Annotated in this window: 11 protein-coding genes and 1 pseudogene; 1 reads left to right on the top strand and 11 read right to left on the bottom strand. The window is 61.9% G+C overall.

All coding sequences use genetic code 11. The features are described from left to right. Window positions 1-39: 39 nt before the first annotated feature. Window positions 40-1,047 (bottom strand): XdhC family protein, encoded by a 1,008-nt coding sequence (locus JAB1_RS18495; RefSeq protein WP_070281325.1) that lies wholly within the window; start codon window positions 1,045-1,047, stop codon window positions 40-42. A 98-nt stretch (window positions 1,048-1,145) separates the two neighbouring features. Here JAB1_RS18495 and JAB1_RS29975 point away from each other — a divergent pair, with 98 nt between their 5' ends. Continuing rightward, a complete protein-coding gene (locus tag JAB1_RS29975) occupies window positions 1,146-1,286 on the top strand; it encodes a hypothetical protein (protein WP_162835767.1) in 141 nt (46 codons plus the stop codon). Window positions 1,287-1,432: 146 nt separating this feature from the next. Here the strand turns inward: JAB1_RS29975 and JAB1_RS18490 are convergent, their stop codons facing one another. The 10 genes and pseudogenes from JAB1_RS18490 to JAB1_RS18445 form a co-directional block, all read right to left on the bottom strand. Beyond that, entirely contained in the window at window positions 1,433-2,536 is a 1,104-nt protein-coding gene (locus JAB1_RS18490) for a M48 family metallopeptidase (RefSeq protein ID WP_070281324.1), read from the bottom strand. A gap of 10 nt (window positions 2,537-2,546) precedes the next feature. Then, window positions 2,547-2,996, bottom strand: coding sequence for a dUTP diphosphatase (dut, locus tag JAB1_RS18485; RefSeq protein WP_034785229.1), 450 nt, complete (start codon window positions 2,994-2,996; stop codon window positions 2,547-2,549). Window positions 2,997-3,021: 25 nt separating this feature from the next. Further along, window positions 3,022-4,244, bottom strand: a pseudogene (coaBC, locus tag JAB1_RS18480) (bifunctional phosphopantothenoylcysteine decarboxylase/phosphopantothenate--cysteine ligase CoaBC). Window positions 4,245-4,261: 17 nt separating this feature from the next. Beyond that, complete coding sequence (gene lspA, locus JAB1_RS18475; RefSeq protein ID WP_034754175.1) at window positions 4,262-4,771, bottom strand: signal peptidase II; 510 nt, start codon at window positions 4,769-4,771, stop codon at window positions 4,262-4,264. Between the two features lie 83 nt (window positions 4,772-4,854). Continuing rightward, window positions 4,855-7,755 (bottom strand): isoleucine--tRNA ligase, encoded by a 2,901-nt coding sequence (gene ileS / locus JAB1_RS18470; protein ID WP_070281323.1) that lies wholly within the window; start codon window positions 7,753-7,755, stop codon window positions 4,855-4,857. Window positions 7,756-7,836: 81 nt separating this feature from the next. Beyond that, a complete protein-coding gene (locus tag JAB1_RS18465; RefSeq protein ID WP_034785236.1) occupies window positions 7,837-8,808 on the bottom strand; it encodes a bifunctional riboflavin kinase/FAD synthetase in 972 nt (323 codons plus the stop codon). A 186-nt stretch (window positions 8,809-8,994) separates the two neighbouring features. Beyond that, entirely contained in the window at window positions 8,995-10,206 is a 1,212-nt protein-coding gene (locus JAB1_RS18460; protein WP_070281322.1) for a hypothetical protein, read from the bottom strand. A gap of 78 nt (window positions 10,207-10,284) precedes the next feature. Further along, window positions 10,285-10,716, bottom strand: a complete 432-nt coding sequence (locus JAB1_RS18455; protein ID WP_177886013.1) for a biopolymer transporter ExbD — start codon at window positions 10,714-10,716, stop codon at window positions 10,285-10,287. A 105-nt stretch (window positions 10,717-10,821) separates the two neighbouring features. Beyond that, complete coding sequence (locus JAB1_RS18450) at window positions 10,822-11,250, bottom strand: biopolymer transporter ExbD (RefSeq protein WP_034785240.1); 429 nt, start codon at window positions 11,248-11,250, stop codon at window positions 10,822-10,824. 5 nt (window positions 11,251-11,255) lie between these two features. Continuing rightward, on the bottom strand, window positions 11,256-12,188 hold the full coding sequence (locus tag JAB1_RS18445) for a MotA/TolQ/ExbB proton channel family protein (RefSeq protein ID WP_162835768.1): 933 nt from the start codon (window positions 12,186-12,188) through the stop codon (window positions 11,256-11,258). Window positions 12,189-12,229: the final 41 nt, after the last annotated feature.

Genomic DNA, 12,229 nt, shown 5'->3' with positions numbered 1-12,229 from the left:
GAGGCGATGCGGGCGCACCGCGTTTCTTGCTGTTTGCCTTCAGCGCGCGCAGATGTCGGTGGTGGGCGGGCTCAGGGCCGCCGCGTGCTGGATCTGCAGGGCGTCGGGCACGCCATTTTTCACGGCCGTCAGTTCGGCCAGGATGGAAATGGCGATTTCGGCCGGCGTCTTGCTGCCGATGTACAGGCCGATGGGGCCATGCAGGCGCGCCAGCTGTTCCGCGCTGACGTCGAACTGCAGCAGCCGTTCGCGGCGCCTGGCGTTGTTGGCGCGCGAGCCGATGGCGCCCACGTAGAACGCAGGGGACTTGAGCGCTTCCATCAGGGCCAGGTCATCGAGCTTGGGATCGTGCGTGAGGGCGACGACGGCGCTGCGGCTGTCGAGCTTTAATTCCAGCACGAGATCGTCGGGCATGGCGTGCAGCAGGGGCACGCCGGGCACGTTCCAGCCGCCCCGGTATTCCTCGCGCGGGTCGCAGACGATGACGTGGTAATCCATGGCCGTGGCGATTTGCGCCACGAAGCGCGACAGCTGGCTGGCGCCGATGATCAGCAGGCGCCAGCGCGGGCCATGCTGCGTGGTGAGTACGCCATCGTCCAGTGCCAGCACGGCGCCCGGCGTGGCGCGCTGCAGGGTGACGGCGCCGCTGCGCAAGTCGAGGCGGCGCTCGACCAGTTCATGGGCTTCCAGGCGCGCCAGCAGTTCGGCCACGCGGCTGCCCGCATGCAGCGGCTCGATGGCCAGTTCGATGGTGCCGCCGCAGGGCAGGCCGAAGCGGTGCGCCTCGTCGGCGCTGATGCCGTAGCTGACGATTTCCGGCAGCGTGCGCACGATGCCATGCACGCGCACGGTGTCGATCAAATCATCTTCGATGCAGCCGCCGGAAACAGAGCCGACCACCGTGCCATCGTCGCAGATGGCCAGGGTGGCGCCCACGGGGCGGGGGCTGGAACCCCAGGTCTTGATGACGGTAACGAGTTCGCAGCGGTGGCCGGCGTCGAGCCAGGCGGCGCTGGTTTTCAGAACTTCAAGGTCGATGCTGTCCATGGCGCGCAGGAGGAAAGCCGCAGGTACGCGGCAAAGTATGGAAAAGTATTCAAGATTGTGGATATACTACCTGTTCCATCACCCTGCGGAGAATTTTCATGTCAAATGAAGTCAAGACGCAAGAAGAGGGTATTCCCAAGTTCGGCAAGCTGCTCATCGTCCTGTTTTTAGCCGTGGTGTTCTGCGGTGCCCTGACCTGGATCATGGGCACCTACTTCCCCAACTTCCCGGGGGCCTGAGCAAACCCTGTTTGATCAGGATGAAGAACGTCTGACAGAACCGTAGCGAGCGGCAGCGATTTGTGGCCGAGAAGTGCAACTGTGCTTGAGCACAGTGAGCATCGCAGACCGCAAAGCGCGACGCGCAGTAGGTTATGGCAGGCGTTCTAAGGCTTGAGCGGTTTCTTCGCCGCCTGCTTGGCGCGCACGTCGGTGACGGCGCGGTTCACGGCGGCCATGCGCGAGTTGGTCCCCGGGTGCAGCGCCGTGTAGCCATTGGCGACCGTGGCCGGTACTTGCGTGGCCATGCGCTGCCAGAAGCGGGCCGCGTTGTCGACGTTGTAGCCGGCGCGCGCCAGCAGGTAGATGGCCAGGGTGTCGGCTTGCACGTCGAGTTCCTGCGGCATGGCCTTGATGCCGGCGGCGCCCGTCAGCATCGACACGTCGGGCTGCACGGCGCCCAGGCTGTCGATGATGCTGCCTGCCGTGCCTGCCGTGCGCTGGCTGCGCGCGTGGTCGAGGATGTTGTGCGCCATTTCGCGGGCGATGACAAAGGCGATGCCTTCGTCGTTTTGCGCCGCATTGACCATGCCGCGCGTGAGCATGATGCGCGCGCCGTCCGAGTAGGCGTTGACATTGTCCGCATTGCCCAGGGCGACGCGGAAGGCGCAGGCGCGCGTGACGGGAATCTTCAGGTCCTGCTGCTGGCCATCGCGGGCGATGGTCATGTTCAGGCTCGCGCTTTTCGAGGCCAGCGGGCCGACGATGGCGCCGAACGGGCCTTCCGCTTTCGGGCCGGCCGGCAGCGGCTTGCCTTCGGCGGCCAGCAAGCCGTCGCCCTTGCGCAAGCCGGCGCGCGCGGCGCCGCTGCCCGGCAAGACGCCGGAGACCTGCATCTGTTCGCCGTAGCCGAGCGCCGCCTGGGCCGCGTCGGCATAGATGCCAGGGTAGGAATACTTGTTCTGCGCCGTGAAGCCCAGCAGGTTGCGCGCATACGTCTTGCACAGGTCCGCATTGTTGATCAGCAGGGGCGCCGAGACTTTCGACAGGCGGTCCTGCAGGGCCACCATCTTCACCAGTTCTTCCTGCGCCGCCTTTTGCTGCGCCGTCGGGGCGGGCGCATCGGGTGCCGGCACGACGTTGAACGGACCGCTGACATGCGTCGTTGGCGTGGTGCAGGCAGAGAGAAGGGCAACGCAAGCCACCAGCAGTGGCGAGGCCAGATGGCGCAGCGAAGTCGGGGCTGGGATCAGATGGCGGAAACCTGGCATGAGAAAATCCTTAATGTTTGCCGGTGCTGCCGAAACCGCCAACACCGCGTTCGCTGTCGCCGAATTCCTCGACGACGTTAAAGCCCACTTGCAGCACCGGCACGATAATCAGTTGCGCCAGGCGTTCCATGGGATTGAGCGTGAAAGCGCTCTGGCCCCGGTTCCAGGTCGATACCATCAGCTGGCCCTGATAATCGGAGTCGATCAAGCCTACCAGATTCCCCAATACGATGCCGTTTTTGTGGCCCATGCCGCTGCGCGGCAAAATCATGGCCGCATACGACGGGTCGCCGATGTGGATGGCCAGGCCGGTGGGAATGAGCACGGTCTGGCCCGCTTCGATGGTGATGGCTTCATCGATGCAGGCGCGCAGATCCAGGCCGGCGCTGCCCGGCGTGGCGTAGGCTGGCAGCAGTTCTTTCATGCGGGCGTCGAGGATCTTGATGTCGATATTTTTCATTGAAGCTAAGTCGTCTAAAAATGGATTATTTGAGCAGTGAATTTTTTGCCAGGCGTTTCGAGATTTCCGAAATCAGCTGGCGCGCCAGGTTCAGTTTCGAGGCGCGCGGCAGCACGGTATGGCCTTCCTCGTCGAACAGGATGATGGTGTTGTCGTCCTGACCGAACGTGTTCTGGCCGATATTGCCGACCAGGAGGGGAATCCCCTTCTTTTCTCGCTTGGTCGAGCCGAATTCCACGAGGTTTTCCGATTCGGCGGCAAAGCCCACGCAGTACGGATAGCCGGCCAGGTTGGTGCGTGCCGCCACGGTGGCAAGGATGTCGGGATTTTTTGCACGAACTGCAGTTCGGGCACGGAGCCGTCGGCCTGCTTTTTCATCTTCTGGTCGCTGGCGTTGGCGACGCGCCAGTCGGCCACGGCGGCGACAGCGACGAAGACATGCTGGCCGTCGACGTGGGCCAGCACGGCATCATGCATCTGCTGCGCGCTTTGCACGTCGATGCGGCGCACGCCGAAGGGCGCGTCCAGGGCCGTGGGGCCGGAAATGAGCAGCACCTCGGCGCCCGCTTCGCGCGCCGCGCGCGCCACCGCATAGCCCATCTTGCCCGAGGACAGATTGGTGATGCCGCGCACGGGGTCGATGGCTTCGAACGTGGGGCCGGCCGTGACCAGCACGCGCTTGCCCGCCAGGACTTTCGGCTGGAAGGCGGCGATCAGCTCCGTCAGCAGCTGTTCCGGCTCCAGCATGCGGCCCAGGCCAACTTCGCCGCACGCCTGTTCGCCGGCGGCCGGGCCGAACAGCTTGATGCCGTCGTCGCGCAGCTGCTGCACATTGCGCTGCGTGGCGGGGTTCTGCCACATTTCCACGTTCATGGCCGGCGCCACCAGCAGGGGCAGGTGGGAAGGACGGGCCAGGCACAGGGTCGACAGCAGGTCGTCGCACACGCCGTGCGCGAGCTTGCGCAGAAAATCGGCCGAACACGGCGCGATCAGGATGGCGTCCGCATGGCGCGTCAAATCGATATGCGCCATGTTGTTGTCGATGCGCGCATCCCACTGGCTCGTGTGCACGGGGTGGCCGGACAGGGCCTGCATCGTGACGGCCGTGATGAAGTGGCTGGCCGCATCCGTCATCACCACTTGCACCGAGGCGCCGGCCTTTGTCAGCGCGCGGCACAGTTCCGCCGCCTTGTAGCAGGCGACGCCGCCCGAAAGTCCCAGAACGATTTTTTTGCCGGACAATTCCATGCCGTTCTCCTGCGTGTCTATTTGTTTACCCGGCGCAGTTCATCGATGATGAACAGGGCCGCGCCGATGCAGATGGCGCTGTCGGCGATATTGAAAGCGGGGAAATGGCCCCAGCTTTTCCAGTGGAAGTCGAGGAAATCGACGACGTGGCCGTACATCAGGCGGTCGATGGCGTTGCCCAGCGCGCCGCCGAGTATCAGCGCCAGGGCCCAGCAGAACATGCGCTGGCCGGCGTGCTTTTTCAGCAGATAGATGATGTAGATGGCGGCCGCCAGGGCGATGCCGGTGAAGAAATAGCGCTGCCAGCCGCCCTGGTCGGACAGGAAGCTGAACGCGGCGCCCTTGTTATACGCGAGCACCAGGTTGAAATACGAGGTGATGACCATCTCTTGCGCATAGCGGAAGGTCTTCAGGATCGTGATCTTGGTGATCTGGTCGAACAGGATGACGATGGCGGCAATGCCCAGCCAGGGCACGAGCGACGCCGAGGATGACGATTTCGATGAAAAACGGTTTTTAGTGGCCATATTTTTCCAGGGAAGATAAAGCCGCCGCCTGGTGGCAGGCGGCGGTTGGAAGCGGGACGCAGGCAGCGCCCCGGGGTGACAGTCTATGCGAAACGGCGCGATTCGCCCTTGCCAAACAGATTGCTGACGCAGCGGCCGCACAGGGTAGCATGCGCGGCGTCCGTGCCCACGTCGCTACGGTAGTGCCAGCAGCGCTCGCATTTCGGCGCCGTCGACGCGGCTACGACCACTTCCTCTGCCGCTTCGTCGGCCACCTCGGCCACCGTGGCTTGCGAGGTGATGAAGACGAACTTCAAGTCCTCGCCCAGGGTGGTCAACAGCTTGTACTTCATAGGCGCGGCCTTGATCGTCAGTTCCGCCTGCAGCGATGAACCGATGGCGCCCGAGGTGCGCAAGTCTTCCAGCTGTTTTGTCACGTCCGTGCGCACGGCGCGCAGTGCCGTGTATTTCTCCAGCAGGCCGGCGGCGTCCGAAACTTCCGGCAACTGCCACCAGGTTTGCGTGAAGATGGTTTCATCGCTGGCGGCATAGGCTTCGCTTCCTGCGAAGACGGCCCATGCTTCTTCGGCCGTGAACGACAGGGCAGGGGCCATCAGGCGCAGCAGGCTTTGCGTGATGTGCCACAGTGCCGTCTGCGCGGAACGGCGCGCGTGCGACGTCAGGCCCGAGGTGTACAAACGGTCTTTCAGGATGTCCAGGTAGAAGCCGCCCAGGTCTTCCGAGCAGTACGTCTGCAGCTTCGACACCACCGGATGGAACTCGTAGCGCGCGTAGTTGTTCTCGATCTGCGTTTGCAGCGACGCCATGTTGGCCAGCGCATAGCGGTCGATTTCGAACATTTCCGCCACCGGCACGGCGTCCGTGGCCGGATTGAAGTCCGACGTATTGGCCAGCAGGAAGCGCAGGGTGTTACGGATGCGGCGATACGATTCCGTCACGCGTTTCAGGATCTCGTCGGAGATCGACAGCTCGCCCGTGTAGTCGGTCGACGCGATCCACAGGCGCAGGATGTCCGCGCCCAGGGTGTCCGAGATCTTTTGCGGCGCCAGGGTATTGCCCAGCGACTTGGACATCTTCTTGCCTTCGCCATCGACCGTGAAGCCGTGCGTCAGCAGGGCTTTGTACGGCGGACGGCCGTTCAGCATCGACGACACGAGCAGGGACGAGTGGAACCAGCCGCGATGCTGGTCCGAGCCTTCCAGGTACAGGTCGGCCGGGAATTGCAGCTGCGTCGAGTGCGAGCCATGGCCTTGCGGGCCGCCCAGCACCGTCTGGTGCGTGGCGCCGGAATCGAACCACACGTCCAGCGTGTCCTTGTTCTTGGCGTAGATGGCCGCTTCGTCGCCGATCAGGTCTTTCAAGTCCAGTGCCTGCCATGCCTCGATGCCGTCCTTTTCGATCAGCTTGGCCACTTGCTCCAGCAGTTCCGGCGTGCGCGGATGCAGGTCGCCCGTTTCCTTGTGCACGATGAAGGCCATCGGCACGCCCCACTGGCGCTGGCGCGACAGGGTCCAGTCGGGACGGTTGGCGATCATGCCGTGCAGGCGCGCCTGGCCCCAGTCCGGGAAGAACTCGGTGTCGGCGATGCCTTGCAAGGCCGTTTCGCGCAGGGTTGCGCCCCCGTCCTTCGGCGTCACGTCCATGCCGGCGAACCACTGCGAGGTGGCGCGGTAGATGATCGGCGTCTTGTGGCGCCAGCAATGCATGTAGCTGTGGTCGAACATCTTGACTTCGAACAGCGCGCCCGCTTCGCGCAAGGCGTTGCAGATCGGCTTCGACGCTTCCCAGATGGTCATGCCGCCGAACAGGGGCAGGGTCGAGGCGAACTTGCCGTCGCCCATGACGGGCTTGATGATGTCGTCGTCCTTCATGCCGTGCGCCTTGCACGAGATGAAGTCGTCCAGGCCGTAGGCTGGCGCCGAGTGCACCACGCCCGTGCCGCTTTCCGTGGTCACGTATTCGGCCAGGTACAAAGGCGACAAGCGGTCATAGAACGCGTCGGCCGCATGCAGCGGGTGGCGGAAGCTGATGCCGGCCAGGGCCGCGCCGTCGCACGTGGCGATGGTCGTGCCATCGAGCTTGAAGCGCGCCAGGCTGGCGACGACCAGGTCTTGCGCCAGGATCAGCAGCAGCGGCTGGCCATCGCGCTCGGCTTTCACCAGCGCATATTTGACTTCCGGGTGTACGTTCAGGGCCTGGTTCGACGGGATGGTCCACGGCGTGGTGGTCCAGATGACGATGAAACCGTTATCGGTCGGCAGGGAAGGCAGGCCGAAGGCGGCCGCCAGTTTTTCCGGCTCGGCGAATTTGAACCCGACGTCGATGGCGGGATCGCGTTTTTCCGCGTATTCCACTTCCGCCTCGGCCAAGGCCGACTGGCAGTCGAAGCACCAGTTGACGGGCTTCAGGCCGCGGTAGACATAACCTTTTTCCAGCAGCTTGCCCAGCGCGCGCAATTCGTCGGCTTCATTGCCGTGCGCCATAGTCAGGTAGGGGTTGTCCCACTCGCCCAGCACGCCCAGGCGGATGAAATCCTTTTTCTGGCGCTCGACCTGCACGTTGGCGTAGGCGCGGGCCTTTTCCAGCACTTCGGCCGTTGGCAGGTTCTTGCCGTGCAGTTTTTCGATCTGAATCTCGATCGGCATGCCGTGGCAATCCCAGCCCGGCACGTACGGCGCGTCGAAGCCGGCCAGCGAGCGCGACTTGACGACCATGTCCTTCAGGATCTTGTTGACGGCGTGGCCCAGGTGGATATCGCCATTCGCGTACGGCGGGCCGTCATGCAGGATGAATTTCGGGCGGCCGGCGGCAGCCTTGCGCACGCGCTCGTAAATCTTCTTGTCTTGCCATTGCTGTACCCATTGCGGCTCGCGCTTGGCCATGTCGCCGCGCATCGGGAACGGGGTTTCCGTCATGTTGACCGGGTATTTGCTTTCAGGCTTCTTGTTCTGCTTGGGCGTGGCTGGCTTGTTTTGATCGGACATAATCTTCTTTAATGGTATGGAGTATATTTTTGCAGCGGGTTGGCGGCGGCAGGTGCCGCCAGGCGGTGGAGTTGGCCGGCGTCAAATTCGGTCGGTGGCGGTAATGGCGCCGCTGCGCTGCTCAAAATACGCACGCGCCTGGTTCGAGTCGCGCTCGATGGCGGCCGTCAGGGTGGGCAAATCGTCGTACTTCTCTTCGTCGCGCAGTTTTTCCAGGAATTCCACGCGCACCAGCTTGCCGTAGCAGGACTGGGCGAAATCAAACAGATGCACTTCCAGCAAGACGCGGCCGCTGTCGTCGACGGTGGGGCGCACGCCGAGGCTGGCCACGGCCGGCAGCGGCACTGGTCCCAGGCCATGTACTTGCACGATGAAGATGCCGGACAGGGCGGGGCGGTGCGCCACGCGCAGGTTCAGGGTGGGAAAGCCGAGGGTACGGCCCAGCTTCTGGCCGTGGATGACGTGGCCGGAAATAGCGTACGGATGGCCCAGCAACTGCGTGGCCAGCGGGAAATCGCCGGCCGCCAGCGCCAGGCGCACGGCCGAGGACGAGATGCGCGTGCTGCCGCTCATCACGGTAGGCAATGTTTCTACATGGAAGCCATATTGGCGGCCCGCTTCCTGCAGCATGGCCACATCGCCGGCGCGCCGGGCGCCATAGCAGAAGTCGTCGCCGACCATCAGCCATTTCACGTGCAAGCCGTCGACGAGGACTTTTTCCGTGAATTCCTGCGGCGTCAAGGCGGCGAACTGGGCGCTGAAGTGCTCGACGACGACACGGTCGATGCCGGCGTCGTCCAGCGATTGCAGCTTGTCGCGCAAGTTGGCGATGCGCTGCGGGGCTTTGGACAGGTCGCCCGCGCGCTGCGCGAAGAATTCGCGCGGGTGCGGCTCGAACGTCATCACGGCCGCTTCAATGCCGAGTTCGGTCGCGGCGCCGCGCACGCGTGCCAGCAAAGCCTGATGGCCAATGTGGACACCGTCAAAATTGCCGATGGTCAGAGCGCAAGGCGCTCGTGCCTGGGCATTGGGAAGTCCGCGGAATACCTTCATAGGAATCTGATGAAAAACTGTGCCAAAAGGGGGATTATACGGACTGTTTCAGGGATGCACACCCGGCAGGGCGGGCACAGGGCGAATTTCACTGCTGAAATAACAAAAAGCGTTGCCGGCGGGTGTGCTGGCAACGCTTTTGGATGGCACTCGACTAGCTGCCTGCAACTCCTGGAGGATGTTGTCTTATTTATTCATCAACGTCCAGTAACGGGCCAGGTCAGCCGCGCCATCCGTGCCCTTGACGGCTTTGAGTGCTGTCGAGGCATTGGACTTCTTGCCGGCGTGAATGTAAGCGATGCCCAGATGCAGCTTGGCTTCTTCCGCATACTTGGCGCTGCCCATTTTCACGGCATCGTTCATCAAGCCCAGGCCCTTGTCGGCCTGGCCGTCGTAGACCAGGGCGAAGCCCAGCTTGCTCAAGCTGTCGGCGTCCTTGTTCTTGACGTATTCCGCTTCCGACTTGGCGGCGTTGGCTTTCAGCTCGGCCTGGGTTTTCAGGGCCAGGTCTTTCAGGCGCTGGTGACGCGGCGCATCGGCGCCGGTACCCAGTACGCCTTTTTTGTAGCCTTGCTCGATGATGCTCAGCGCTTCGCCAGGATTGCCTGCTTGCAGGGCCAGCTGGCTGATTTCCATGTATTCGGAAGGTTTGCTGAACAGGCCGTTGGCCAGGCGCAGGCGCTGGACGTCCAGGGCCAGGCGTTGCGAGAAGCCAGGCTTGCCCGAAACGCGGTTCAGCAGGTCAGCCCAGTAGCTGGTTTTCGGATAGCTCGATGCCAGTTTTTCCAGGGTGGCGACGTAGCCGCCCTTGTCGTTTTGCTTCAACTGGATGTTGGCCAGCATTTGCAGGCTTGCTTCCGAGTTGCCGCCGCGCGATTGCAGCTCTTTCGCCGCTTCGGCGTAGTTGCCGCTGACGTAGTAGGTCTGGATCAGCAGTTCGCGCATCTGGGCATCGTCGCGGTCTTTCAGCGAGCGCTTGATCCAGGTGATGGTGTTCGGCCAGTCCTTGGCGCGGTAGTACATGCCAGCCAGGGCTTGCGTGAATTTCGGGGCTTCGGCGGCGCTCAGGCGGCCGGAATTGATGACGGCTTCAAAGGCCTTGATGGCGGTGCCGTTGTCTCCGGCGGCGGCAGCGGCCGAAGCGCGCACGCGTTCGATCTGGTAGCTTTCAAAGGCGGTCTTGCCGCCGACGCTGTCAGCTTCGCGCAGCTTGGCCAGCGCTTCCTTGTTTTTGCCGCTGCTAGCGAGTTTTTGCGCTTCTTGCAGTGGCTTGCCCACTTCGGCACGCACGGTGTCCGCGGCGTATGCCAGCGAGCCCAGGCCGATTACGGGAGTTGCTGCGGTAAAACCGATAGCGGCCATGACGAGGCCGAGATGAGCGAGACGAAACTTGGACATAAGAAAGTCTTTCAGTAAAAAGCGAATAGGCAGGAAGTCCTGCCTATTCGGATGTAAAGAGAACCTGATTGCTGCAGCTTACTGGAATTGCTCGTTGCCGACCAGACCGATTTTGGTCACGCCCAGACGCTGCGCCGACGCCATCACACCGGCGACGACTTTGTATTCCACCAGCTTGTTCGGACGCAAATGCACTTCCGGCTGGTCTGCTTGCGCAGCAACGTTGCTCAGCTTGGCTTCCAGCGAAGCGCGGTCAGGAATGACCTGATTGTCCCACAAGATCGTACCGTCAAAATCGACATCGATCGTGACGACCACTGGTTCGGTTGTCGGTGGCGGCGGGGTGCCGACCGGCATGTTCAAGTTCACCGAGTGGTTTTGCTTAGGAATCGTGATGATCAACATGATAATCAGCACCAGCATCACGTCGATGAGGGGCGTCATGTTCAGTTCCATCATTGGTTCCGGATCCGCGCCTGCTGCGCTTCCCGAACCGACATTCATACTCATAGTGTTTCCTTTAAGAAGTCCAACGAAGCACCGGGCGAAACTGCCGCCCGGTCAGCTTCTGGCGGTGGCATCCCCATGTTGCCGGGACGCCGCCGCCAGTCGCTATCAGCCCTTGTCAGGTGGTTCGGTGATGAAGCCGACCTTCTGGATCCCGGCACGTTGGGTCGTGTAAATAACCCGGCCGATCGATTCGTAGCGTGTTTCTTGGTCGCCACGAACGTGTACTTCCGGCTGCGGTACTTTCACTGCTTCAACTTTAAGATAATCGAACAATTCGTTCGTGTCTTTCAGTCTGGTCTGGCCCAGGTAAATCTCACCGTCCTTGTTAACAACGATGTTGACGTTTTCTGGCTTGCTTTGAAGGGCTTGGTTGGCCTCGATCGGCAGATCGATTTTCTGCAATTTGAGGACAACCGGACTGGTGATCAAGAAAATGATCAGCAAAACCAACATGATGTCGACGAGCGGCGTCGTGTTGATTTCTGACATTACTTGATCTTCATCTCCGCTGTCGGAGCCGACGGACATCGACATGATTCTTATCCGATCTTTTTAGCGCCGGCAGCACGGCCAGCTTCGCTGGTCGACATTACGCCGGAAACCAGAACCGAGTGAACGTCGGCGCTGAACGAGCGGATGTCTTCCATTGCGGATTTGTTACGACGAACCAGCCAGTTGTAACCCAGAACGGCAGGAACGGCGACCAGCAGACCGAAAGCGGTCATGATCAGTGCTTCACCAACTGGACCTGCAACTTTGTCGATCGATGCGTTACCGGTCATGCCGATAGCGGTCAGCGCGCCGTAAATACCCCAAACGGTACCGAACAGACCGATAAACGGTGCGGTCGAACCAACGGTTGCCAGGAACGACAGGCCATCTTGCAGACGCGATTGGACTTTGTCCGAAGCGCGCTGGATCGACATCGTCACCCAGGTCGACAGGTCGATTTGTTCCAGCAGGGCGCCGTCATGGTGTGCGGTTGCCTTGGTGCCCGATTCAGCGATGAAGCGGAATGGCGAGCCTTCGCTCAGGGTTGCCGAACCAGCAGCGATCGAAGGAGCTTTCCAGAATTTGGAAGCGGCTTCTTTGGCTTGCTTGAAGATCTTCATTTGATCCAGCAGTTTGGTGATGATGATGTACCAGCTGCCGATCGACATGATGGACAGGATGATCAGGGTAGCGCGTGGCACGAAGCCGCCGTCCCATACTGCGGACAGGCCGAACGGGTTGTGCACTTCTTCGGTTTTGGCTGGAGCTGCTGCATCAGCGGCTGGAGTTGCTGCTGCGTCTGCTGCTGGAGCGGCTGCATCTGCAGCAACTGGTGCTGGTGCAGCGTCTGCCGCAGGAGCCGAAGCGGCAGCCGATGCTGGCGCGTCAGCGAATGCCGGAGCTGCTACCAGAGCGGTAGTAGCGGTAACGGACAACAGAACCGCGGCAAAAAATGCGGACAAACGGGTATTCTTAAACATGCTTCCTCCAAAATTAAAAATAACAGATCGCTGAACGTAAT

The sequence above is a fragment of the Janthinobacterium sp. MP5059B genome, from assembly GCF_001758645.1.
GTDB lineage: Bacteria > Pseudomonadota > Gammaproteobacteria > Burkholderiales > Burkholderiaceae_D > Janthinobacterium > Janthinobacterium lividum.
The sequence above is the reverse complement of the archived record's forward strand: the minus strand, read 5'-3'. Positions and strand labels throughout refer to the sequence as shown.